Consider the following 26,939-nt stretch of genomic DNA (forward strand, 5'->3'; position numbering starts at 1 on the left):
CAATGCGAAAAATTACATTTATAGCTTTACTACTATTAACTGGTTTTGCAAAAGCACAGGATTCAGAAAATTATAAATCTGAAGTTTGGGTAGCAGATCAGGGAGACGGAACCTATAAAAATCCAATAATACATTCAGATTATTCAGATCCAGATGTTACCAGGGCAGGGGATGATTATTATATGACGTCCTCCAGCTTTAATGCCGCACCGGGTTTACCAATTTTACATTCAAAAGATATGGTGAACTGGGAGCTTATCAATTATGCACTCCCAAAGCAGGTTCCGGTAGAACATTTTAATACGCCACAGCACGGAAATGGTGTATGGGCACCGGCTTTTCGCTATCACAATAACGAATTCTACATCTATTGGGGCGATCCAGATTTTGGAATTTATATGGTGAAAACAGACGATCCTGCCGGAGAATGGTCAGATCCTGTTTTAGTGATGGAAGCAAAAGGCGCCATAGATCCTTGTCCGTTATGGGACGAAGATGGTAAAGCTTATCTAGTTCATGCCTGGGCAGGAAGCCGTGCTGGTGTAAAAAGTCTTCTTACCGTACACAAAATGAGCCCAGATGGGACAAAAGTTTTGGACGACGGAAGTCATGTTTTTGATGGGCACAATGATCATCCAACAGTAGAAGGATCCAAATTCTATAAAAGAAACGGTTATTATTACATTTTTGCGCCTGCCGGTGGTGTTTCAACAGGATGGCAGCTTATTCTACGTTCTAAAAATGTGTATGGTCCTTATGAAGAAAAGATTGTTCTAGAACAGGGAAGCACTTCAGTAAATGGTCCTCATCAGGGCGCTTGGGTAGAAACACCAAATGGTCAGGATTGGTTTTATCATTTTCAGGATGTCGATGCGTATGGAAGAATTGTTCATTTACAACCTATGGATTGGAAAAACGACTGGCCGGTGATGGGAGAAGATCATGATGGTAATGGTATAGGAGAGCCGGTAATGACTCATATCAAACCAGATGTTGGCCAAAATTATCCCGTGGTAACACCAAAAGAAACAGATGAGTTTACCAGTGATAGCCTGGGAATCCAATGGCAGTGGAATGCCAATCCAAATGTGCTATGGCATGCTAAATTACCGGGTAACGATTACCTAAGATTATTTAGTATTTCACAACCTGAAGAAGCCAAAAATCTTTGGGATGTGCCTAATTTGTTATTGCAGAAATTTCCTGCGCCATCATTTACGACAAGCTCAAAAATTACTTTAATTCCTGAAGATGCCGATAAACCAAGAAAAGCCGGGTTTATAATAATGGGAAGAGATTATTTTACATTGACTATTACTGAAAAAGATGGAGAATTTTATCTGCAACGAACCGAAGCTATTAATGCCGACCAAGGTAAAGAGGAAAAAATTATAGAAGAAGTAAAACTGAAATCGAATACTGTGTATGTAAAAGTAGAAGTTACGGCTCCAGATACGATGTGCCAGTTTAGTTTTAGTGAAAACGGAAGGCGTTTTAAAGAGATAGGCGAGCCTTTTAAAGCAAGGGTAGGAAAATGGATTGGAGCAAAGCTTGGCTTATTTAGTGTTAGTCCGGCCGATGCTAAGCGAGGAGGTTATGCAGATGTCGAATATTTCAGGATCACAAAATAGATTGCAATGATGAAATTCGATAAAATCATACTTGTTTTTTTATGGAGTCTTTGTCTTGTATCCTGTGGTTCAAAAGAAGAAAAAACTAATAAGCAGGAACAATCTGAACCTGAATCACCCATAACGATTTATTTGATAGGAGATTCTACGATGGCCGATTATAGCGGAGATTACGATGATAGAGATTATATGAAAACAAGATATCCTGTTATGGGATGGGGGCAGGTTTTTCAGCAATTCTTTATTCAGGATAGTTTAACCAAACTAAGCGGAATTATTAAAGCAGATTCTGTAATCGTAGACGATCGCGCCAGAGGAGGTAGTTCTACCCGAACCTTTTTTCAGGAAGGAAGGTGGCGAGCAGTATATAAAGATCTAAAAGAAAATGATATCGTTATTATGCAATTTGGGCATAATGATGGCTCTGAAAGTCATCCAGATCGTTATGTGAATATAGAAGGTTACAAAGAATTTTTAAGATTGTTTGTGAGTCAAACGTTTCAAAAAAATGCGCAGCCAATCATTTTAACTCCGGTTGCGAGAAATTATCCCTGGAAAGATGGTCATCTGGAAAATGTTCATGGAGAATATGACCAGGCTCCAAAAGATATAGCCCAGGAAATGGACGTTCCATTAATAGATCTGAATAAAATGTCGATGGACTTTTTTTCAGAAAAAGGAGAGGAATATGTTTCTGAAAATTACTTTATGAATTTACCCGCTGGTAAATATGAAGCTTATCCAGAAGGACAAAATGATAATACGCATTTTCAGCCGGAAGGAGCTAAAGCTGTTGCGCAATTGGTTTTTAAGGGTTTAAAAGAGATATCTGATAGTTCAACTTCAGAAAAATAGCTTCAATGAAAAATTATGTACTGACTTTTATTTTCTTTTTAATAGCGTTTATTTCAGTAAAAGCTCAAAAGGAAAAACTGAATTTAAAGCCTTATTCGATTGAAACTACCTACGATCATTTAAAAAAATATCATCCGTTTGTAACACCTATTCAGGAGTTGTCTTCAGAAAATATTCAGTCTAAAAGGGAAGTTGTTTATAAAGAGACTTCAACTTCAGCATTAAAATTAGACGTTTTTTACCCTAAAAATTCTACCGGTGAAAAATACCCCGGAGTTTTGCTTATTCATGGTGGAGGATGGTTTTCAGGAATAAAAGAAAATCAGGCTGTAATGGCACAACATCTGGCAGAAGCAGGATATGTTGCGGTTACGGCATCTTATCGATTGGGAGAGGAGGCTAAATATCCCGCAGCAATTCTAGATTTAAAAGATGCCATTCGATGGATGAGAGAACACGCAGCCGAATTTAACCTGGATACTGAAAGACTAGCGACTTTGGGTGCATCTGCCGGAGCTCATTTGGCAATGCAGTTAGGAGTAACACCAGATTCTGAAGTTTATAATGAAGGAAACGAAGATTTTTCAACGAAAGTTCAGGCGATCGTAAATATAGACGGAGTTGCCTCTTTAGCACATCCAGAAGCTGAAAAAGGAGCTTTATTAGATGCCTGGTTGGGAGAAACTTTTAAGGATGATCCCGCACTTTGGAGAGAAGCTTCACCCTTGGATTATGTAGATACTACAAGTCCGCCAACTATTTTTATTAATAGTTCACAGCCAAGATTTCATGCCGGGCGAGATAGTTTTGTAGCCCTTTTAGATAAATATGGAATTTATAATGAGATTCATACAATTCCAAATTCTCCCCATTCATTTTGGTTGTTGCATCCCTGGTTTGAAGAAACTCTTAAGTACACCTTAGATTTTTTAGATAAAACTCTGAAAGATAAGTATGCAGAACCTTACCGAAAAATAACAGTCGCTCGGGAGGGAACTGGTGATTTTAAAAGCATTCAGGAAGCGGTAAATTCAGTTCGGGTTTTTGGTCCGGGCGAAGTACTTATAAAAATAAGCAACGGAGTTTATAAGGAGAAATTGGTGATTCCGGCGCATATTTCTAAGCTCACTTTAGAAGGAGAAAGCAGAGAAAAAACGATGATTCTTAATGATGATTATGCCAGTAAAATGAATCCCAAAACAGGCGAAGAATTCGGAACATTTTCATCGTATACCGTATTGGTGAGAGGAGTCGATGTTCATTTTAAAAATCTAAGTATTAAGAATTCTTCCTGCAACCAGGGGCAGGCGGTTGCTTTGCATGTTGAAGGTGATCGTTTTGTAGCTCAAAATTGTAAGATTTTGGGTTGCCAGGATACTTTGTATACCGCAACAGAGGGAGCACGAGAATATTTTCAGGATTGTTATATCGAAGGTACGACCGACTTTATTTTTGGACAGGCCACAGTAGTCTTCAATTCCTGTGAGATTAAAAGCCTGGCAGATTCGTATATCACGGCAGCTGCTACACCCAGAAACCAGGATTTTGGATATGTTTTTTATGATTGCAAACTAACTGCCAGCGACGATGTAGAAAAAGTTTTTCTAGGACGTCCCTGGCGTTCTTACGCAAAAACAGTTTTTCTAGATACCCAAATGCAAGATCATATTACTAAAGAAGGATGGCATGCCTGGCCGGGAGATGATATGTTTCCGCATAAAGAGAAAACCGCTTTTTATGCTGAATTTAATAGTAGCGGCCCAGGAGCGTCGCCGGAAACTCGCGTGGATTGGTCGCATCAATTAGCTAAAAGACAGGTTGAAAAGTATACGTATAAAAACATTTTTAGAGGTTGGATTCCATTGATGGGAAAACAGCTTAAAAAACTTTATAAAGAATAATATGAAAAAAGTCTTATGTCTTATTTCTATTTTTTTACTGAATTTATCTTTTGCATTTGCTCAGATTGATAAACAGGTTGAAGAAGAAATTTATGAAGGAGTTAATTTTCCCATGAAGCATTGGTACACTCCTAACATTAAAAATCAGGATTTTCTAATTACCGATTTTGGAGGTTTAGGAGACGGAATTTTTAAAAACACTTCAGCATTTAAAAAAGCCATTGCGGAAGCTACAGAAGTTGGAGGTGGTAAAATCATTGTACCAAGAGGAATTTGGTTAACAGGCCCAATTGAGTTAAAAAGCGGGATAAATCTTCATCTTGAAGCTGGAGCTGTTTTGTTATTCAGTAAAGATTTTGACGATTATCCTTTAATCGAAACCAGTTATGAAGGTTTAAATTCAGCACGATCTACATCGCCAATATTTGCTAATAATGCTGAAAATATAGCCATTACCGGTAGTGGTGTAATCGACGGAAATGGCCAGGCTTGGCGACCGGTTAAAAAATCTAAAATGACCGATCATCAATGGCGAGATTTGATAAATTCAGGCGGAGTTTTATCTGAAAATAATTCGGTTTGGTATCCTTCAAAATCAGCTTTAAAAGGAAGCCAGTCAGATTTAAGCAGTTTTTCTTTAGAGGAACTTAAAGAAGTAAAAGCCTTTTTACGCCCCGTAATGGTAAGTCTTGTGAACTGTAAGAATATTTTGCTGGACGGCCCTACGTTTCAAAATTCGCCGGCATGGAATATTCATCCTTTAATGAGTGAGAATATTATTATTAGAAACCTAAATATTAGGAATCCCTGGTATGCGCAAAATGGCGATGGTTTGGATATCGAATCCTGTAAAAATGTGCTGGTTTATAATAATACGTTTGATGTTGGTGACGATGCGATTTGTGTAAAATCTGGGAAAGATAGAGATGGTCGTGATCGCGGTATCCCTACACAAAATGTGATTATAAAAAATAATACGGTTTATCACGGGCATGGCGGATTTGTGATTGGTAGTGAAATGTCTGGTGGCGTTAAAAATGTACATATTTCAGATTGTAATTTTATAGGAACCGATACCGGTTTACGTTTTAAAAGTACTCGTGGCCGTGGTGGCGTAGTCGAGGATATTTATATTTCTAATATCAATATGACGGGAATTGCGACAGATGCCATACGTTTTAATTTGTATTACGGCGGAAAGGCTCCAGATCTCTCAGATCTTACCAACATTAAAGAGGACGAGGATGATTATCCTGAAGTTTCTATAGAAACACCAGCTTTTAAGAATATTTATATGAATAATATTCAGGTTGTTGAAGCCGAATCTGCCGGATATTTTATGGGACTTCCTGAAATGAACCTGGAAAATATAAAGCTTGAAAATTCTAAAATTCAGGCTAAAAAGGGCATGCGAATTATCAATGCAGATGGGATAACTTTTAACTCGGTTAAACTGATTACTGAAGAAATTCCAATTAAAATACATAATGCTAAAAATGTTGATTTCAGCGAATTAATTTTCGATTCTGATTTTGAAAAACCTATTCAAATTTCAGGATCAAAAACAGCTAAAATTGAACTTAAATTTAATGAAGCTGGCAAAAGCTTCGACTTACAGGAAGGCCTTCAGGAATCTAAGATCATAAAAATAAATTAAGATGATTAGAAAAATAACCTACATTTTATTGTTTGTGCCATCGCTGATTTTTGCGCAATATCCTTTTCAGGATTCAAATTTATCTACTGAAGATAGAGTGGAAGATTTAATAGGACGATTAAGTACAGACGAAAAGATCGATCAATTAATGAACGATGCTCCTGCAATAGAACGACTGGGAATCCCTAAGTATAATTGGTGGAATGAAAGTTTACACGGAGTGGCACGCGCTGGATACGCCACGGTTTTTCCGCAATCGATAAGTATTGCTGCCTCTTGGAATAAAGATTTGGTTTATGATGTAGCGACTGCTATCTCTGATGAAGCAAGGGCAAAATACCACGAATATCAGCGAAGAGATCAGCATGATATTTATCAGGGATTAACCATGTGGTCGCCAAATATTAATATTTTTAGAGATCCAAGATGGGGAAGAGGTCACGAAACTTATGGCGAAGATCCTTTTCTTACTGGCCAGTTGGGGATGAATTATGTAAAAGGTCTACAAGGAAATAAAGACAAATATCTCAAAGTAGTGGCCACAGCAAAACATTATGCCGTGCATAGCGGCCCTGAAGTTTCCAGGCATGTGTTTGATGCAAATCCTAGTCGGCGTGATTTATGGGAAACCTATTTGCCGGCGTTTAGAACTTTGGTGAAAGAAGGGAATGTTCAATCGGTAATGACAGCGTATAACCGTATTTGGGGAGAGCCAGCCAGTTCTAATACCTACCTATTTGAAGTTTTACGAGATTATTGGGGGTTTGATGGTTATGTAGTTTCAGATTGCGGGGCGATAAATGATATTTGGGAAGATCATAAAGCCAGTAAAAATGCAGCAACAGCTTCAGCATTAGCATTAGAAAAAGGAACCGATCTAAATTGCGGCGATACCTATAAAGCTTTGAAGCAGGCCGTAAAAGATGGTGAAATTTCCGAAGAAAAAATCGATATCGCATTAAGAAGATTATTCACGGCACGCTTTAAATTAGGAATGTTTGATAGCAATGCCGACGTGCCTTACGCGCAGATTCCTTATGCTCAGGTAAATAATTCAACTCACCAGGCACTCGCCAGAAAAGCGGCAAGAGAAAGTGTGGTTTTATTAAAAAATGATAATCAAATATTACCAATTTCAAAAAATATTAATAGGGTGGCTGTTATTGGTCCAAATGCTGATAATGTTCAGTCGCTGTGGGGAAATTATAACGGAACGCCTAAAAATGCGGTGACCATCTTACAAGGGATAAAAAATAAATTATCTCCTGAAGTTGAGATTCTTTATGAAGAAGGAACTCCAATTGCCAGTGAAATCCCCAGTATGTCTACGATCCCTTCCATTTACTTTGAAAATAGCGAAGGGAAGCAGGGTTTGGATGCCTTTTATTACGATAATAAAGATTGGGAGGGAGAAGCATTATTCTCAAGAATCGATGATAATATCGATTTTATTTGGGATATCAATCCGCCCGATCCTCGTTTAGCATTGCAAAATTATAGCGTGAAATGGGAAGGTTTTATAAAAGTTCCTGACAGCGGAACTTATTACTTTAGCGATTGGGGAAAACCTTATTTAGATTTTAAAATAGGCGACACGACTGGAGGCGGAAAACATAAACATCATCCGTCCTTGAATCCAAAAGAAATAAAACTTGAAGCTGGAAAAAAGTATCCTATCACAGTAAAATATAGCAATTTATACGGAAATGCTGAAGCAAGTATGAAATGGAGCAGGCCAAACAGCAGTTCTAAAGATAATGCCGTTAAAATAGCCGAGCAATCTGATATTGTGGTATTAGCTTTAGGTTTAAATGAACGTCTTGAAGGTGAAGAAATGAGCGTTGAGGTTGAAGGTTTTTCACGCGGAGATCGCACTAGCTTAGATTTGCCGAAGAATCAGGTGGATTTAATGAAGGCTGTTGTGGCAACAGGTAAACCCGTAGTTCTGGTATTAATTAACGGTAGTGCATTATCGATTAATTATGCTAAAGAAAATGTAGGCGGAATCCTAACTGCAGGATATCCCGGAGAGCAGGGCGGTAATGCAATAGCTGATGTTTTATTTGGCGATTATAATCCTGCAGGTAGATTACCAGTAACCTATTATAAATCTACCGATCAATTACCAGATTTTGAAGATTATGATATGGAAGGAAGAACTTACAGATATTTTGGGGGCGATCCTTTATACACTTTTGGGCATGGTTTAAGCTATACCAGTTTTAAATATTCAGATCTTAAAATAACGAATATTGATATTAATGATGAATTAACTTTCTCTGTGAATGTCACAAATACCGGGGATTTTGATGGTGACGAGGTGGTTCAGTTATATTTTAAAGATGAAAAAGCAAGTACGCCAAGACCAATAATTCAGTTGGCAGCTTTTGAACGTATTCATCTAAAAATGGGAGAAAGTAAAGAGGTGAATCTAAAAATAAACCCAAGACAATTGGCGATGATCAATGCTAACGATGAATTGGTAATAGAACCAGGCTGGTTTAGTATCTACGTTGGAGGAAAATTACCCGAAATTGGAAAAAATTTAGATGAATTTTTAAAGGATCGATTTAGGATTAAAGGAAAGGAGGTTAACTTTGATTATTGATCAATAATTCATCTTGATTTTTCTTGAACATAGTTATTAAATGGGATACAGAGGAAGATGAAATTTACCCCATAAGGTGAGAATACTCTAAATTTTAAATAATTAGGAACAAGGTTGATATCCAGACCTTAATTTGTAGCTAAAACGTATATCTATATTTATTAAATTATTAGTGTGTAATCTACATTTAAAATAATTTGATAAAATTTAAGCTTATTATTTGATAATTAACTATCTATTGTGTAAACTTGTAGTCGAATTAACTATCCTATAACAATTTAAGCGAAAACGATATAGTTTGAACTATAAAAGGAATCAGAAAAAATTTTAAACTAATGTGTAATCGATTGCAAAAAGAATTTACTTATGAAATACAACTACCATAAGATGAAAAATTCCTATCTGAAATTTGCAAAATTGAGACCTGAAAAAAAGGGTGTTTTAAGTTTTGTAATTTTTATTTTATTTGCTTTTACTGGCTATTCTCAGGAAATTACGGGAACAGTAAAAGATGTTAAGACCGGCGAGCCTTTAATGGGTGTTAGTGTCTTAGAAAAGGGCACTCAAAATGGTGCGGTAACAGATTTTGATGGTAACTATAGTATTACTGTTTCCAGTACAGATGCGATATTGGTATTTTCTTATATAGGTTTTAAAACACTGGAACGCTCTTTAGATGGAGCAACTACTTTAGATGTTTCTATGGAAGAAGATTTAAACCAACTGGGGGAAGTGGTTATTGTAGATTACGGTTATGGAAACGTAAAGAAAGAAGATATGACGGGTTCTGTAGCAACAATGTCTAGCGAGGAGTTTGCAAAAATTCCCGTTTCTAGCGCTGCAGAGGCGTTAGCAGGTAGACTTCCCGGGGTAAACGTACAAACTGCAGATGGTGAGCCCGGCGCTGCAATTAATATTAGAGTTCGTGGTGGTGGATCTATTACCCAGGATAACTCTCCATTATACGTGGTAGATGGATTTATTGTTGGTGGAATAAACGATATACCACCTAACGATATCGAAACGATAAACGTATTAAAGGATGCCGCAGCAACTGCTATTTATGGGGCACAGGCTGCCAATGGAGTAGTTGTGGTTACTACAAAAAGTCCTGTAGTGGGAAGAGTTTCTATAGATTATAATAACTTCTTTCAATTTAATTATCTGCCTAAAGATAGAAAGTATGAAGTTTTATCTCCTTACGAATACGTTTTCGCTAATTATGAATATGCCAAACTAAGGTCTGAAGCAGATGTGAGAAATTACGAAAGATATTTTGGTGTTTACGATGATATTGATCTATATCGCTCGATGAATGGAACCGATTGGCAGGACGAGTTATTTGGTGATGCGAAGATTTCTCAATTTCATAATTTAACAGTAAGTGGAGGTACTCAGGAGACAAAAGTACGTCTAAGCGTTAGTAATAATAATGATGAAGGATTACTTTTAGGATCAGGATACGAAAGGACTGCGATTAACTTTAAATTAAATCAGCAATTAGTTGAAGATAAATTAGACCTGGATGTATCAGCACGTATCACTGATACCGAAACTGATGGTGCCGGAACCTCTAGAAATGCACAAATAGGAATTAAAGAAGCGGTACAAACACGTCCTGTAAATGGATTAGCAGACGAGTTGGATATCGATCTTAATCAGCTAGGATCTGATAATGATTTTCAACAGTTTTTACTAAGTCTTATAAGTCCGGTTGAATTATCAGAACAGGATTGGAGAAAAAGAACAGAAAACGATTATGTTTTAAACGCTGCGTTAAATTGGAATATTCTTGATAATCTTAGCTTTAAAACTACTTATACAAGATCTAAGGATTACAGAGAAGAATTACGCTTCTACGGTCCTTTAACTGGAGAGTCTTTTAATAACGGAGGTAGCTTGCCTTTGGGATATAAAGATAATCGAGAAAGTTATTCATACAGATGGTTAAATACATTGAATTTTAAATACAATGAATTAGAAAACCATAGTTTCGATTTACTTTTAGGTCACGAGGTTTATTCTAGTGGAGGAGACCAGTCATTCATTAGAGCTGAAGATTTTAGACTTTCCATCACTCCAGAAGAACTTTTTGCTAATATGGCCTTTGGTAGAGTAGATAATCAATATACAAGAGAGTTTACAGAGAGTAACAGGCTTTCTTTCTTTGGTAGGTTAGATTATCAGTTTATGGGTAAATATTTAGCGACTGTTACGGTAAGAGCAGATGAGTCCAGTAAATTTTCAAAAGAAAATCGCGTAGGAGTATTTCCTGCAGTAGCGTTGGCCTGGAAGATCGATAAAGAAGAATGGTTACAGGATTCTGAAGCGATTAATTCATTAAAATTGAGACTTAGTTACGGGCAAACCGGTAATGACAGAATTGATAATACAGCTACTCAGTTTTTATTTAGTGCGACAACCAATCGAGGTCCTGGTTTTGGAAATATGGATAATGTATATTACACTCCAAGTAGCGATGTATTATATAATCCAGATCTGGTTTGGGAAACTACTATAAATAGAAACTTAGGTTTAGATTTCGGACTTTTTAAAAACAGGGTAAATGGTAGTTTAGATGTGTATTATAATACTACTAAAGATCTGTTACTTAGATCTGCAATCCCTAACAATACAGGATTCTCAGAGCAATGGAATAATATAGGTAGCACATCTAATCGCGGGGTAGAATTAGGCTTTAATGCCTATATCGTGGAGAATGAAAACTTCAACTTTTCAACAACATTCAACTTTGGGTTAAACAGAGCTAAGATCGAAGAGTTAGATGGTACAGATGAACGTTTTTTTAGATCGAACTGGGCAAGTACAGATCTAAATAATATTAACGATTATTATCTAAAATTAGGTGGAACTATTGGAGATATCTACGGTTATGTTACTGACGGTTATTATACTGTAGATGATTTTGAAAGCTACGACGAGGTTGCCGAGGAATACATCTTAAGAGAGGGAGTGCCGGCTTCTGGTGCTGTGGTAGGAAATTCAGATATCCGCCCTGGTTTCCTTAAACTGAAAGATATAAATGGTGATGGAGTAATCAATGCAGATGATCGCCAAGTGATAGGAAACACATTACCTAAGTTTCAGGGAGGTTTAGGATTCAACGCGAGTTGGAAAGGCTTTGATGCTTCGATCTTCTTTAACTTTCAGTATGGAAACGATGTTTACAACACAGGGAAAATTCAATTTAACCAGTTTCGTCGTGTAACTTATGGTAACTTATTGCAAACTATGAGTACAGATAATCGTTACACCTATATAGATGCAAGTGGAGATATTACCGGTACACCGGGTGAAATCGTTACAGATTTAGATCAATTGGCAGCAATGAACGAAGATAAAAATATCTGGTCTCATGCAAGTCATGGTATCGCAGGTGCAGTAGTGCACTCCTGGGCGATAGAAGATGGATCTTTTGTAAGATTAAACAACTTAACTTTTGGTTACAGCCTTCCAAAAGATTTGATCTCTAAAGTAGGAATGGATCAGTTTAGAATATATGCGAGTGGAAGAAACCTGCATATTTGGACCAATTACTCAGGTTACGATCCTGAAGTTAGTACATCTGGAAACAATTTAACTCCTGGGGTAGATTACTCTTCTTTTCCAAGAAGCAGGTCATACACACTAGGACTTAATTTAACTTTCTAAAAACTTAACTATGAAAAATAGAATTTTATATATCATATTTTTAGGGATCCTGGCGACTTCCTGTTCAGATGATTTTATGGAGCCGGTGTCAAGATCTACCTTTGATAACCAATATATTTATTCGAATGTAGATGATGCCAGAAATGGTGTAAATGCTGTTTACTCTTATTTTAATCAGGATGCTTTTAGATCTCGATTATCGAATAATATGACGGGAAATACAGATATAGAACATGCCTCTGGTTGGACGAGTGAAGGTGATCGATATCAAATTTGGGATCTAGATGCTTTACCAAGTAACAGGGATCTGGATATCGTATGGACCTATGCGTATAGAGCAATTAGAGATGCTAATATTTCTATAGAAAGTATTCAGGCTAGTGGTTCTTTAGAATCACAAGATCCAAACGAGCAGGCCGATTTTTATCAATTATTAGGTGAAGCTTATACTTTAAGAGCGTATTGGTACAGCATGCTTATCTTTTATTTTGGAGATGTACCGTATGTAACATCTGCACCTGTCGCTGGTGACGATTTTAATTTACCAAAAACAGATCGAAATGAAATCCTTTCAGGAGTGATTCAGGATCTAATTGATATCGAGCCTTACATGAAATGGGCAGACGAGCTGCCTTATGGAATCGAGCAGGTAAACCGCGAATATACCTTAGGAATGATCGCAAGATTATCCCTGCAAAGAGGTGGTTATTTCTTAACACCAGATTTAAGCATGGATAGAGAAGGAGATTATCTGGATTACTATCAAATTGCAAAGGATTATACTCAGAAGTTGATAGAGCTTAAGGATAGACCTTTACCAACAGATTTTAGACAGGTTTTTATGAATCAGGCAAAGTTTATCTCACCTGTTAATAGTGATATATTATTTGAAGTTCCATTTTCTTTAAATAGTGGTGATGTTGCCTGGAATATTGGGATGACGGTTATGGGAGGCCCAACGGCAGCTCACGATTATGGATCCGGGAATAACTATATGGCAATTCCTCCAACCTATTATTTTTCTTTCGATACATTAGATATTAGAAGAGATGTGACCTGCGGTTTATATCAAATAAATCAACAATTTGAGAAAGAATTTGTGAACTCGCCATCCAATATCTCTCAGGGTAAATGGAGCCGACACTTTTTGGATAATCCACCAGGAGCCTCTTCAGCAAAAGGTACAGGGATAAACTGGCCAATGCTTAGATATTCTGATGTTTTATTGATGTATGCCGAGGCTGAAAATGAATTAAATGGCCCAACAGCTTCAGCACAGGAAGCATTAGCAAGAGTAAGACAACGTGCTTTTGAAGATACTTTCTGGCCAGAAAAGGTAGATCAATACATAAGTTCTATTTCAGGGTCTAAAGAAAGTTTTTTTGAAGCTATTGTAGATGAGAGAGCCTGGGAGTTTGGTGGTGAAATGATTAGAAAGTACGAATTAATTCGATGGGGCATTTATGCTGAAAAAACTCAGGAAACAGTAAATGAGTTAAAAGATCTGGCTGATGCTGCATTTGCAGGTACTACAAATCTACCAATTTATATGTACTGGAGAACAGATGAAAGTGGTGATTTTGAGATCTTAAATCCTAACCGAAAAGTAGTTGCTCCGCCAGATGATACCTGGAATCAGGTACCGTTTTTATTAAGTCTGCATAGTGACGAAACTCAATATCAGGAATGGATTCTTTACGATTGGGAAAACTACTACAATGGGCCAAATCCAGGTGTGGCAAGATATATATTCCCAATACCAACAATTGCTATCGAGAACAGTCAGGGAACTTTAAAAAATGATGGTTATGGTTTTTAATATATTAAGAGGACTTAAAAATAAATATGCCCTAAACATTTTTGTTATTCTAGTTGGAGTGATCATGTTTAGTGCTTGTGAAAAAGATGAAGAGGTTTTTGATAGAACTCGCCTTTTTAGACCTGTTTTAAACGAAGATCTATATTCTGAAGGAAACGTGATCATCGTTAATCTTGGTAATATGCGAAGTGCCGAATACTATACGGTAGAAGTTAGTCGCGACACTTTTGCTACCATCGATTATACGATAGAAACAGATACCAATTACGTAGAGATCAATGAAGATCTAATTGGAGAAGAACTTTACTGGAATACTTTATATCAAATTAGAGCCACAGCACACGCTGATGATCCAGAGTTTGACAGTAAAATATCAGACCTAGGAAATGTAAGAACCCAAAGATTTCCATCAATACTTAATGTTCCAAGTCGCTTTGATGTGATCGATACGGCTGCCAGGGTAACCTGGACGGCAGCAGGAGCTCTGGTAACCGGAATCCAGGTTTATGCTGCGGAAGATCTTTCTCTAAATACACCACTTTTCGAAGAACGATCGGTGAATCAGGAAGAGAGGGACTCAACTGAAGCTATCGTTACAGGTTTAGATCCAGATACTGAATATCAGATCGCGCTTTATAGTGAAGATCAATTAAGAGGTTGGGTAAATTATACTACTTTACCAATGGATATCGATCCTAATGATGCTAATGTGATAGATATTAGAGGCGCTACAGATTCGCTGGCGGTTTCTAATGCGGTTGCATCTGCTCCAGATGGTGCAGTGGTTTTAATTTCAAGAGGAAGCGTTTATAAATTTCCAGAGCAAAACTTAAATAAATCTATTACCATTCGTGCAACTTATGGTTTTGGTGAAAAACAAGCTATGCTTTACACTACGGGCAACTGGGATATAGATGATAATTCTAATATCGATCATGTTCGATTTATAGATCTTGAACTTCGAGGAGAGGATTATACAGGTGATTATGTATTTAATCCAAACCGAAGCAATGTAAATGTAGGTGAAGTATTATTCGAAAAATGTCATATTTCTAATTTTAGAGGGATAATGAGAATAAGAACAACAGTGCAGGTAGAGGAATTTACTATAAGCAATTCTATCGTAGACACTATTGGAGGATACGGAATTTTTACTACAGACACTAATCCTTCTTCAGATGCACCTACTGCTTCAGTACAGGAGATCAACTTATTGAACAGTTCATTTAATTATATCGATACCGGAATTCAGTCTAGAAACAATTCACAGTCTATTACCATAGACGGATGTTCTTTTGCGAACTTTATTGTAACCGGTGGCCGATTCTTTAGATATAGAGGAGGTGATGGTAATGATAATGTAACTAACGGAATTACAATCAGTAATTCGATCTTTGGACATAGTTGGGACGCTAGTGATAGCGATAACTATGGAATTCAAGGAATAGGCCAGGGATTAGGAAATACCAATTTCAATATTGTAAATAACTATTCTACGGCGAATTTCTTCTTTAGTGGGGGCGAAATTCCAGGCTTCCCAATTGCGAATTATAATGGTACCCAGGATGATCTTTGGATGAATGTAGCTACTGAAAATAATTTTAATTTTCAGGATAGAGGATTCTCAGGAAGATTTGATACTGGTGATCCACGATGGAGAATAGAATTATAGACTAAATAACGATCAAAGCTGGAATTTTCCAGCTTTGATTTTTTTAAATCAATATTGTGAAAATTATTCTATATTTTTTTACCGCATTTATTTTTTCCTGTTCTGGCGATCATGATCAAAGTGAAGAAGAATCGCCTGTTGGCCACGAACCTGTTCAGGAAGAAGCTTTCGCATTTCCTACTGCTGAAGGTTTTGGCATGCATGCGACTGGTGGTCGTGGGGGGAAAGTTATTTATGTTTCCAAATTATCAGATGATGGATCTAAAGGAACATTGCGATATGCCATTAATCAGCCTGGAGCACGTTATATTGTATTTAGTACCGGCGGGACAATTTTTCTAAATTCAGAATTAAAAATAGAAAATCCCAATCTTACCATTGCAGGGCAATCTGCCCCGGGTGATGGTATTAGTATAGCCGGTTATCCTGTGAGTATTGCTACCGATAATATAATCATCAGGTTTTTACGATTTCGAATGGGAGATCTAAATGATGTAGAAGGTGATGCGCTTGGATCCCGATTTAATAAAAATATCATAATCGATCATTGTTCTATGAGCTGGTCTACAGACGAATGTGTTTCAATTTATAACAACGAGAATACTACATTACAATGGTGTCTTATTGCTGAAAGTTTAAGGAATTCGGCTCACGCAAAAGGAGCGCACGGCTATGGCGGAATTTGGGGAGGTAAAAATGCAAGTTTTCACCACAATTTATTAGCCCATCACGATAGCCGAAATCCGCGATTAGGAGAATATGCAGGATCTGCATTTGCATTAACAGATTTGGTAGACGTTAGAAACAACGTAATTTATAATTGGCAGGGTAATAGTATCTATGGCGGAGAAGCCATGAACGTTAACATTGTAAATAATTATTACAAACCAGGACCTGCAACTTCAAAAAAAGAACGAATCGTAGCTATCGATAAAAACCTTAATGAGGATACTGAAGTTTATAATATTTGGGGTAAATTTTTCATAGATGGAAATTTTGTAGAAGGAAGTACGCTAGCAAGTGAAAATAATTGGGAGTTTGGTGTATACAATCAAATTCATAGTAAATACGGCAGTTTAACTGAAGAAGAGAAGAATGCCATGAAGATTGAATCTCCGCACCCTATCGATGATAATGTAGAAACTCAGAGTGCTCAGCAGGCTTATGAAGCTGTATTGGCTAAGGCCGGCAATACCATGTTTAGGGATAAAGTAGACGAACATGTAATTGCAGATGTGAAAAATAAAAGTTTTACCTATTCTGGATCGCGTGGAAGCACTAATGGAATAATTGATACCCAAAGTGATGTTGGTGGCTATCCAGAATTAGATAAGGGAACCGCTTTAAAAGATTCAGATTTAGATGGAATGCCAGACGATTGGGAAATTGAAAATAATTTGGATCCTGAGAAGTTTGATGCAAACGATAACGATCTTAGTACAGGTTACGATAATCTGGAAGTATATTTAAATAGCCTAACCCCAAACAAATAATCCGAAAAAAACAACCATGGAATACCGAAAATCGATAAAATACCAGCCATTTTTTATACTGAATCTTCTTCTGTTATTTCTTCTTAGTGTAGATTCTGCCTCAGCACAAAGCCTGGCCTTTCCCGGCGCTGAGGGTTTTGGTAGATACACCAAAGGAGGAAGAGACGGCATCGTTTACAAAGTAACGAATCTTAATGATAGCGGGGAAGGAAGTCTTAGAAAAGGAATTCAAAAAAGAGACCCCAGAATTATCGTTTTTGAGGTTTCAGGAACGATTAATTTAGAATCCTCTCTGGATATAAACCGCGGAAATCTTACCATTGCAGGACAAACTGCACCAGAAGGCGGAATTACGCTTAAAGGTTATCCTGTTAAGATTAAGGCCGACAATGTGATCATCCAGTATTTACGATTTAGAATGGGGGATATTAATGATGTAGAAGATGATGCTTTTGGAGGTCGTGGTAACTCAGATATTATGATCGATCATTGTTCGATAAGTTGGGCAACAGACGAAAATTCTTCATTTTACTGGAACAAAAATTTCACCATGCAGTGGTGTATAATTTCAGAAGCATTAAATAGATCGGTACATCATAAGGGTGCACATGGTTATGGCGGAATCTGGGGAGGCGAAAATGCCAGTTTTCATCATAATTTAATTGCCAGCAATAGTAGTAGAAATCCGCGTTTTGGAGGATCGTCTTCGGTTCCAAATAAAGAAGATGAACTGGTCGATTTTAGAAATAATGTCATTTTTAACTGGGGATTTAATAGTATTTATGGTGGCGAAAAAGGGAGGTATAATGTGGTGAATAATTACTTTAAACCGGGACCTGCAACAGAAGATGATGTAAAAGACCGAATTTTGAATCCTAGTAAACCTTATGGCCAATTTTTTGTTGAAGGAAATTATGTTGAGGGCTCGCAAACGGTAAGTAGAGATAACTGGAAAGGTGGCGTGCAATGTGATGATCCTGCTAAAACCAAAGCTTCAGAAATGTTCGATATTTTGAATAATATTAATACTGAAGAAGCTTATGCTGCTTACAATAATGTTCTGAAACAAGCCGGTGCCAGTCTTTATAGAGATGAGGTTGATCAACGAATAATTACAGAAGTAAGATCTGGTAAAACAACTTTTAAAAACGGAATTATAGATTCTCAGGAAGACGTTGGCGGATGGCCTAATCTAAAAAACGGACAAAGTAAAAAAGATAGCGATGGCGATGGCATGCCAGATGAATGGGAGAAAGCAAATAATCTAAATCCTAATAAAAACGACGCTACGCAATATCAATTAAGTGAGCAGTATACAAATCTCGAAATTTATATCCAGGAATTAACAAAATCGGCTCAGTATGATTTTATCGTAGCAAGTGATGGGAGTGGCGATTTTAAGACACTAACAAAACTCATTAATCATTTGCCTGATTTTAGAAAAAATGAAACGCGAGTTTTTATAAAAAATGGTATCTATAAAGAGAAACTGGTTTTGCCAGCTTCTAAAACCAATATTCAGTTTATAGGTGAAAGTAAGGACAGTACGATCATAACTTACGACGATTACGCAAGCAAACTCAATCGCTTTGGGGAAGGTTTGGGAACAACAGGATCGACGTCTTTCTTTATTTTTGGAGACGATTTTTATGCAGAAAATATTACGTTCGAAAATAGTGCCGGTCGCGTGGGTCAAGCCGTAGCCGTTAGGGTAGACGGAAACAATGCTCATTTTAAGAATTGCAATTTCCTGGGCAATCAGGATACGCTTTATTTGCATGGTAAAAACAGTAAGCAATTTTATGAAAACTGCTATATCGAGGGAACGGTAGATTTTATTTTTGGATGGTCCTCGGCTGTATTTTATCAATGTGAGATTAAAAGTAAACGAGATGGCTATGTCACGGCAGCTTCTACTGAAGAAGGTGCGAAATATGGTATTGTCTTTATTGAATGCGATTTTACTGCGGAAGGAGTTGAAGCAAATTCGGTTTACCTGGGAAGACCGTGGCGAAACTATGCGCAGACAGTACTTGTTAATTGCCATCTTGGAAATCATATTAAAACAGAAGGCTGGCATAACTGGGGAAAACCAGAAGCCGAAGAAACCACTTTTTATGCTGAATATAATTCTACCGGGCCTGGAGCTGCAGACGACCGAGTAAATTGGGCAAAATCTTTATCTGAAGAACAACAGGAATATTACTTAATCTTGCTAAATAAGAATAAGCAGAATTAGAAATATTTTCTAAAACCTTCAATTTCCAACCAGGGAGTAATTAAAGATTACTCCCTTTTTTATTTTAGATTTCTAATTGTGAGTAAAAAATAGGAGATCAAACTGTAAGGTTAAGATTCTTTTCCTACTCACTATGTAGCATAAAGGAAATTAGTGTAGTCGATTAATAGCGATACAGATTTTGGAATTAAAACAGGTAGAAAAAATATCAAAAGCTTTAAGTGACCACAATAGGCTTCTTATTTTAAAAGCGATTCGAGCAAATAAAGGCAACTTAGATTGCTCGGCTATTGTAAATTCTATCGAACTTGCGCAGCCTTCGATTAGTCATCATATTAAAAAGCTGGTAGAGGCCGATATTATTTTGCCGCATAAAGAAAGCCGGTTTTACTCGTATTCTATTAACGAGCAGCTATTGGATACTTATTTAACTACACTAAAAAAGCTTTAGTTTTTTAATGAATTATATATTGAAGTATTTAAATATATGAATAAGAAAGATATAAAATATTCGATTCTCGAACTGGCACATGTCTCTAAAGGGAGCACGTATAAACAAACTTTAAATAACTCTTTAGATCTTGCCAGGTTGGCAGAAGATAAAGGGTATCACAGGTTTTGGTTTGCAGAGCATCACAATATGGAACATATTGGGAGTAGCGCTACCTCACTTTTAATAGGTTATATTGCAGATAATACCGAGAAAATTAGAGTAGGATCCGGCGGAATCATGCTTCCAAATCATTCACCATTAGTGATTGCCGAGCAGTTTGGGACTTTAGCCAATTTATATCCCGGGCGTATCGATCTTGGCTTAGGAAGAGCACCGGGAACAGATCCCAAAACCGCAAGAGCCATAAGATCTGATTTTATGCAGGCAGCACAGTCTTTCCCTTCTGAAATTGAAAAAATAGAGCGATATTTTTCTGATGAAAATAAAACTTCAGATGTTCGAGCTGCTATTGCTGAAGGCACCGATGTGCCTTTGTATATTTTAGGTTCTAGTACAGATAGTGCGCATTTAGCCGCCAAAAAAGGTTTGCCTTATGCTTTTGCCAGCCATTTTGCGACCAATCATTTGCATAACGCATTGCGAATTTATAGAGAAGAATTTACACCTTCAGAAGTTTTAGAGAAACCTTATAATCTTGCTGGTGTAAACGTAATTATTGCTGAAACTGATGAAAAAGCAGACGAATTATTCACTACTTTAATTCGTATGTTCCTAGGGATTTTAACCGGCGAAAGAGATGGTTTAAAACCACCAACGGCAATGACTTCAGAGTTGCAAGGTGTTTTGCATCATCCGCAGGTACAGCAAATGCTTAAATATTCATTTGTAGGAAGTAAAGAAAGTGTAAAAGCTCAGGCCAAAGAGTTTTTAGATGAGACTGATGTAGATGAATTAATCGCGGTTTCAGCGATTTATGATGCTGAAGATCGCAAAAAATCTGTAGCTGCTTTTGCTGAAATTATGCAGGAAATTAACAAAGAAAATACAACGCTAGAAAAGCAAAAAACGGTATAAATTTACCCCGAAATTGCTTAAAACTGACTAACTTTTTTAATGAAGCTTAGTCAGTTTTTTGTTTTAGAGCTCATAAAAATTTAGCTTCAAATCTTACAATATCGCTATTTGTTAAAGATGTATTTTTTCAGAATTTTCTCGGTAGGCTCAAATAAGATAGGTTTGCTTAAAAAATCATCGATTCCAGATAGTTTCCCTATTCTTTGCATATCGTCCATACTGTTTGCGCTTAAAGCAACGATAGGTACAGGCTTATTTTGAGCAATTTTCTTGATCTTTTTGCTGGCTTCATAACCATTTATTCCGGGAAGCTGTATGTCCATTAAAATAAGATCGAATTTAGCCGATTTTCGAAATATTTCGATGCTTTCTTCACCATCTTCCGCAGTAATAATCTCGGCTTTTGGGCATAATTTAGAGATAATGGTACGTATTAAGAATAGATTGACCAGATTGTCATCTACAGCTAAAATTCTAATTGGTTTCTGGGATTTCATCATTAATACATTACTTACTAAATATACCTAAAAAGATCAAATCTTAAATATTTATGATCAAAAATTAAGAAGTAGAAGATAATCCGCATCTTCTTAAAAGTATTTCTATATTAATTAGAATAGTATTTAATATTCGCTATTTTAGAATAAAATTTTTTAGATGCTAATTTCAAATAAAGTCAGTATTTCGAGTGTGATCGAGGGATCCTGGACTTATTTTCTTATCGATTTTTTTACCTGTAGTATTACTTTTGCGCTGTCTGAATATTTTAATATCATCAATATTCCTATTCCTGCATTGTTACCTACTATTTTAGGTACTGCGCTGGCATTTTTTATTGGTTTTAATAATAACCAGGCTTATGATCGCTGGTGGGAAGCCAGAAAGATCTGGGGCGGATTAGTAAATGACAGTAGAACCTGGGCGCGACAATTATTGTTTCTGAAAATTGATAAAACCGAATTTAATACTGAAGATAGAATCTTTATTGAAGTGTTAATACGCAGGCATATTGGTTTTGTATATGCTTTAAATCGCGGATTACGAAAATCTAAAGATGTCGATTATCTTAATTTCTTAAGCGACGACGATTACGAATATTTGCGGCAGGAATCGAACAAAGCCAATGCGGTTTTAAATTTGCAAACCAGGGATTTAAATATCTGGTATAAGAATGGTAAGATCGACGGCTTTCAGTTTATGCAATTAAACCAAATGCTTATAAATTTTTGTGATCACATGGGGAAATCTGAACGTATCGCAAATACCGTTTTTCCTACTACTTATAATTATTATACCAGAATTTTCGTTTGGATTTTTATTATTTGTGCTACGCTGGTTACTGCTGAAACCATTGGGGTTTGGTCTGTGGTTTTTGGTACTTTGATTGGTTATGTGTTTTTAACCATTCACAAGATTGGTGTTTCTTTGCTGAATCCTTTTGAAATGTTACCAACTGGAGTGCCTCTAAATCTAATTTCACGTACTATTGAAATTAACCTGCTAGAAATGCTTAGAGATAAAGATATCCCTGAACAGGTGAAAAGCGTAAACGACGAATATGTGCTATAGCAAAGCGCTGCTGAATTACCGAATTTCAAATTTAATCTGGAATAACAAAAGCCTGTAACTCGGCTAATTTCTTATTTTCGAAACGCCAGATATCGCAATAAGAATATTGTGATGCTTTACCATCTTTATCGGTTAAGGTGATCTTTCCTACGGCAGTTACATGATCACCTTCAGCAATAAGATTTTTTACATCAAATTTTGGTGGCACGGCATATTCTACCTGCATCCATTTTCGAATTGTTTCTTTTCCTTCAAGTACCTGATCACCAACAAATGTCCATTTCGAATCTTCAGTACAGTAGCTTAAAAAAGCTTCGTGATCGCCATTGCTAATGGCTTCATTGGCTTTTAATAAGATTTCTTTGTTTTCCTTCATCATTTTCAATTCTATTGTGTGGAGAATTTAGTCGGTTGCGATCTAAGAAAGTTACAAATTGAATTTTCAATAGTTAGGATTGAAAGAGATCACTTCAGAATAAAACAAAAAAAGGCTGGTTAAAAAACCAGCCTAACAACAAATCTAAATTTTGAATAATCTATATTAAAAGGTTAGCTTAAAGCTTCTTTTAATTCTTTTGCAGCAGCTGCAGGATCTTCAGCTCCGTAGATCGCTCCACCAGCTACAGCCACAACAGCTCCAGATTCTTTTACTTTTGCGATGCTGTTTTTGTTTACACCACCAGCGATAGAAACAGGAACACCTGCTCTAGATGCTTCTTCGATCAATACGTCGATAGAATATCCTGGTTTTGCCTGCTCATCTAAACCTGCATGTAATTCTACAAATTCTACACCTAGTTTAGAAACTTCCTGAGCTCGCTTTACACGATCTTGTACACCAATAGTATCTACAACTACCGCTCTGTCATATTTTTTAGCAGCTTCTACAGCACCAATAATTGTTGCATCGTCGATAGATCCTAAGATTGTAATGTAATCTGCTCCTGCTTTAAAAGCCATTTCTGCCTCTAATCCACCTGCATCTGCAGTTTTAAAGTCAGCAAAAACTTTTTTATCAGGAAAAGCTTCTTTCATTGCAGTGATCGCGCTAAGTCCTTCACTTTTAATAAGCGGAGTTCCTAACTCAATAATATCGATATAAGGAGCTACTTTGGTAGCTAGAGCTATTGCGTCTTCTGTGTTTAGTAGGTCGATTGCTACTTGTAATTTAGTCATAATCCTCTATGTTTAATTTATATTCTTCTGTTTATTAATTTTTACTCCATGTTAGCATGCATTTCCCATAATTGCTCGGCGCTATTATCAGATTGCTTCCATAGATACTGGATAAGCGCATCGAATAGAAAAAGGAATCCCTGTTCGAAAAGACTACCGGCATATTGCTGGGAAATAGAATTTCCATGTTCTTGTTTTCCCGCAGCAGGAATTATAATTGTATGATTAGCTAACTCTGCTAGCGGAGATGATGGGTTTGTTGTAAAGCCCACAATTTTTGCCTCATTTTTATGAGCTGTTTCTGCAGCGTTTACGATCGATTTTGTGGTGCCAGAACCAGAAACTGCAATTAATAAGTCATTTTTACCAATTGCCGGTGTGGTTGTTTCTCCTACCACATGCACCTGGTATCCCAAATGCATTAAACGCATGGTTGCTGCTTTTACCATAAAACCGGTTCTACCTGCACCGATCAAAAAGATCTGTTTAGCATTCTTTAAAGGTTCTTCGATATTTTTAATGTTTTCGAAGTCTAAAGAATGATATAGGTTTACATGCTCATTTATGATAATATCGTATGCTGATTGAATGCTGATGTTCGAATTGTTTTCGTTTCCGTTATCCATAGCTAATCGTCTTTTAATTATTCCCGTTTTCTGGGAGGGACAAAATTAGCAGGCATTCCTGCGCAAATTTGTACACGATTTGGTAGATGTGTGGTACAATTTGCCTAAGGATGAAAAATGTTAGGTGAAATTAGCTAGTTTTGTGGTACTTTTTGGAAAGACCCATTTTTTCAGCAAAAAAAAGAGAGCATGCTAAGTAATAAGGTTTTATATATTCGTGATTTGATCGATTGTCCTCCTTCTTATCTGGACGATCCTGGTAGGAGAGAGTTTTTTGAAATTGTATGGCTTAAAGATGAAAAGGCTTTACACGTGCCGCAACATTCTTTCCAGACCTTGCAGGGAGACTGGATCTATCTTATTCCGCCGTATCGAGTGCATCAATTAAATAAAGCCGGAAAGAAAGGTGTCTTACTTTCTTTTAAAAGAGAATTGTTAGAAGACGATCTTAAAGAGTTTTTGCTGGATGTCTTCAGAATGTTCAATATCCAGGGAGAATTTTCGTGTTTGCAGGTGACCGAGCAAAGTTCTAAAGTTCTAAACTCGATCTACAATTTACTTTCAGAAGAATATCAAAAAGAGGAGATGAATCTTTTAATGATAAAAGCATTGCTGAAGGTTTTCCTACTGCAGCTTATTCAGTTAAAAGAACAACATTTTACGCAGCATGATATTAACGAAAAGCGGATCTACGAATTTATGCTTTTGCTAGAAAGTCATTATTTAGAAGAGCGCGACACTGGTTTTTATGCTGAACAATTAGGCATTAGTGCAAAAAGATTAAACCAGATCCTAAAGGAGAAATTAGATAAAACAGGACTTCAATTAATTCATGATCGATTGATTCTTGAAGCAAAACGCCAGATCATTCATAGTGAAAATACGATCAAAGAGATCTCTTTCAATTTAAAATTTAAAGATCGATCGTACTTCAGCAGATTCTTTAAGCAACATTCTGGGATGACGCCGCAAGAATTTCAGGAAAGCGTTAAACGCCATGTTATTCAGCATGAAAATACTTTAATAAGTTAAAAGTTTATTGCTTTAATCAAGACATCAGTTTATTAAAATATTGATGAAATGTAAATAAATTGTTTCTTTAGTGCTATTTGAATGTTAAGAAGTTAGAATTCTTTATTTTTGAAGCCATACTTTAAAAATTGCTTATGAAGTGTGGTGTACCTTATTTATTAAGGCTTTTACTACTTAGTTTTGGTTTTTGTCTTTCGTTTAACGCAGTTTATTCTCAATCGACTGAAGAAAGTAGTGATTCCGCTTTTCAGGACTGGCGTTTTCAATACGGCAATAAAGGATTCGAATTTAGATCTGGAGATAACAATTATCTGCTGCAAATCCAAAGTAGACTTCAGTTTCGGTTTGCGACACCAAGCGACCACGATCCCTACACATTTAACGATTTTAACGACAATAGCAAAAACGTTTTTAAAGTAAACAGGTCTCGTTTAAAAGTTGGTGGGCATGCATATAAACCCTGGTTAAAATATTATTGGGAATACGATCTTGGGCAGTCAAATCTTTTAGATTTTAGGATTATGATCGAGCGCTGGGAATGGTTAAATTTAAAAGTAGGACAGTGGAAGTTAGAATTCTCCAGGGAACGAAGAATTAGTAGCGGTGCGCAGCAAACGGTAGATCGCTCGATCTTAAATCGGTCTTTTACAGTAGATAGGCAACAGGGTATAGAACTATACGGGAGATTAAGAACCAGAGGAGCCTTAGATTTTAATTATTGGGTAGGCGTCTTTACGGGTAGTGGTCGTGGTTCTAGAGAGAACGATGACGGTAACCTTATGTATTTTGGGCGTTTACAATGGAATATGTTTGGCGAAAATTTAGGTTTTAAAAGTAGCGATCTTAGTATCCATCAAAAACCAGCAGCTATAATTGCGTTAGCCGGAGTTACAAATCGCAGTCCGTATACTCGATTTTCGTCTTCTGGAGGAGGTTTTTTAGAAACTTTTGAAGAATTAAATTCAGGGCAGTATCGTATAAACCAGGCCAATTTAGAAACTGCATTTGTTTACAAAGGCTTTAGTTGGCAATCTGAACTGCACTTAAAAAATATTGATGATCGTGTAAATGCCCAGGAAACTACATTGAACGGTTATTACTTTCAGGCAGGATATTTGGCACATCAATCTATCTCGTGGTGGCCAAAACCTTTGGAAATTGCAGCCCGATACGCCAATTATACGCCTAACACAAATCTTGATTCAAATTTAGACGAATTAACGCTTGCTTTTAACTGGTTCTTTAAAGGGCATCGAAACAAATTAACGATGGAAGTTTCTGAATTCGATCTCGAAACCGAAGATATGGGCATAAAAGATGAGTTTAGATTTAGAATTCAATGGGATATTTCGATTTAACTTTACCAAAATAGCTTCTGAATATGCTAAAATTGGGTATTTTAGACGGGAATTTTTTGAGAAATGTCTTTTTAAGTGGAATATTATTTTATTTTCGCCTGTC

19 protein-coding genes are annotated in these 26,939 nt (G+C 36.7%); 15 read left to right on the forward strand and 4 right to left on the reverse strand.

Going from position 1 to position 26,939, the window contains the following annotated elements:
- Positions 1-2: 2 nt before the first annotated feature.
- The 12 genes from INR75_RS08990 (at position 3) to INR75_RS09050 (ending at position 21,075) form a co-directional block, all read left to right on the forward strand.
- Positions 3-1,631: a glycoside hydrolase 43 family protein gene (locus INR75_RS08990; protein WP_223091633.1), complete on the forward strand. Its 1,629-nt coding sequence runs from the start codon at positions 3-5 to the stop codon at positions 1,629-1,631.
- Positions 1,632-1,637: 6 nt separating this feature from the next.
- Positions 1,638-2,486: a rhamnogalacturonan acetylesterase gene (locus INR75_RS08995; protein WP_223091634.1), complete on the forward strand. Its 849-nt coding sequence runs from the start codon at positions 1,638-1,640 to the stop codon at positions 2,484-2,486.
- 5 nt (positions 2,487-2,491) lie between these two features.
- Positions 2,492-4,387, forward strand: a complete 1,896-nt coding sequence (locus INR75_RS20460; RefSeq protein WP_255584686.1) for a pectinesterase family protein — start codon at positions 2,492-2,494, stop codon at positions 4,385-4,387.
- A gap of 1 nt (position 4,388) precedes the next feature.
- Positions 4,389-6,044, forward strand: a complete 1,656-nt coding sequence (locus tag INR75_RS09010; protein WP_223091635.1) for a glycoside hydrolase family 28 protein — start codon at positions 4,389-4,391, stop codon at positions 6,042-6,044.
- Between the two features lies 1 nt (position 6,045).
- The gene (locus tag INR75_RS09015) at positions 6,046-8,652 is read left to right on the forward strand and encodes a glycoside hydrolase family 3 C-terminal domain-containing protein (RefSeq protein WP_223091636.1); all 2,607 of its coding nucleotides are present in this window, start codon (positions 6,046-6,048) and stop codon (positions 8,650-8,652) included.
- A gap of 366 nt (positions 8,653-9,018) precedes the next feature.
- The gene (locus tag INR75_RS09020; protein WP_255584687.1) at positions 9,019-12,324 is read left to right on the forward strand and encodes a TonB-dependent receptor; all 3,306 of its coding nucleotides are present in this window, start codon (positions 9,019-9,021) and stop codon (positions 12,322-12,324) included.
- 10 nt (positions 12,325-12,334) lie between these two features.
- The gene (locus tag INR75_RS09025; protein ID WP_092543982.1) at positions 12,335-14,143 is read left to right on the forward strand and encodes a RagB/SusD family nutrient uptake outer membrane protein; all 1,809 of its coding nucleotides are present in this window, start codon (positions 12,335-12,337) and stop codon (positions 14,141-14,143) included.
- A complete protein-coding gene (locus tag INR75_RS09030) occupies positions 14,133-15,815 on the forward strand; it encodes a DUF4957 domain-containing protein (protein ID WP_223091637.1) in 1,683 nt (560 codons plus the stop codon). The genes INR75_RS09025 and INR75_RS09030 overlap by 11 nt, the downstream gene beginning before the upstream one ends.
- A gap of 56 nt (positions 15,816-15,871) precedes the next feature.
- Positions 15,872-17,308: a polysaccharide lyase family 1 protein gene (locus INR75_RS09035; RefSeq protein ID WP_223091638.1), complete on the forward strand. Its 1,437-nt coding sequence runs from the start codon at positions 15,872-15,874 to the stop codon at positions 17,306-17,308.
- A 16-nt stretch (positions 17,309-17,324) separates the two neighbouring features.
- Positions 17,325-19,547 (forward strand): pectinesterase family protein, encoded by a 2,223-nt coding sequence (locus INR75_RS09040; protein WP_223091639.1) that lies wholly within the window; start codon positions 17,325-17,327, stop codon positions 19,545-19,547.
- A 181-nt stretch (positions 19,548-19,728) separates the two neighbouring features.
- Positions 19,729-19,998, forward strand: a complete 270-nt coding sequence (locus INR75_RS09045) for a helix-turn-helix transcriptional regulator (protein WP_223091640.1) — start codon at positions 19,729-19,731, stop codon at positions 19,996-19,998.
- Positions 19,999-20,034: 36 nt separating this feature from the next.
- Positions 20,035-21,075 (forward strand): LLM class flavin-dependent oxidoreductase, encoded by a 1,041-nt coding sequence (locus INR75_RS09050; protein ID WP_223091641.1) that lies wholly within the window; start codon positions 20,035-20,037, stop codon positions 21,073-21,075.
- A 104-nt stretch (positions 21,076-21,179) separates the two neighbouring features.
- Here the strand turns inward: INR75_RS09050 and INR75_RS09055 are convergent, their stop codons facing one another.
- Entirely contained in the window at positions 21,180-21,575 is a 396-nt protein-coding gene (locus tag INR75_RS09055) for a response regulator (protein ID WP_223091642.1), read from the reverse strand.
- Between the two features lie 157 nt (positions 21,576-21,732).
- Here INR75_RS09055 and INR75_RS09060 point away from each other — a divergent pair, with 157 nt between their 5' ends.
- Positions 21,733-22,644 carry a bestrophin family protein gene (locus INR75_RS09060; protein ID WP_223091643.1) on the forward strand — a complete coding sequence of 304 codons (912 nt, stop codon included), beginning with the start codon at positions 21,733-21,735 and terminating at the stop codon, positions 22,642-22,644.
- A gap of 31 nt (positions 22,645-22,675) precedes the next feature.
- Here INR75_RS09060 and INR75_RS09065 read toward each other — a convergent pair whose 3' ends face one another.
- From INR75_RS09065 to hxlB, 3 genes are all read right to left on the reverse strand, one after another.
- Entirely contained in the window at positions 22,676-23,023 is a 348-nt protein-coding gene (locus tag INR75_RS09065; RefSeq protein ID WP_255584688.1) for a nuclear transport factor 2 family protein, read from the reverse strand.
- Between the two features lie 170 nt (positions 23,024-23,193).
- On the reverse strand, positions 23,194-23,820 hold the full coding sequence (gene hxlA, locus INR75_RS09070; protein ID WP_092543998.1) for a 3-hexulose-6-phosphate synthase: 627 nt from the start codon (positions 23,818-23,820) through the stop codon (positions 23,194-23,196).
- 41 nt (positions 23,821-23,861) lie between these two features.
- Positions 23,862-24,446 (reverse strand): 6-phospho-3-hexuloisomerase, encoded by a 585-nt coding sequence (gene hxlB, locus INR75_RS09075; protein ID WP_223091644.1) that lies wholly within the window; start codon positions 24,444-24,446, stop codon positions 23,862-23,864.
- 189 nt (positions 24,447-24,635) lie between these two features.
- Between hxlB and INR75_RS09080 the strand changes: the two genes are divergently transcribed.
- Positions 24,636-25,478 carry a helix-turn-helix domain-containing protein gene (locus tag INR75_RS09080; RefSeq protein ID WP_223091645.1) on the forward strand — a complete coding sequence of 281 codons (843 nt, stop codon included), beginning with the start codon at positions 24,636-24,638 and terminating at the stop codon, positions 25,476-25,478.
- Positions 25,479-25,612: 134 nt separating this feature from the next.
- Complete coding sequence (locus INR75_RS09085; RefSeq protein ID WP_223091646.1) at positions 25,613-26,836, forward strand: OprO/OprP family phosphate-selective porin; 1,224 nt, start codon at positions 25,613-25,615, stop codon at positions 26,834-26,836.
- Positions 26,837-26,939: the final 103 nt, after the last annotated feature.

This window comes from Zunongwangia sp. SCSIO 43204 (genome assembly GCF_019904275.1).
Taxonomy (GTDB): Bacteria; Bacteroidota; Bacteroidia; order Flavobacteriales; family Flavobacteriaceae; genus Zunongwangia; species Zunongwangia mangrovi.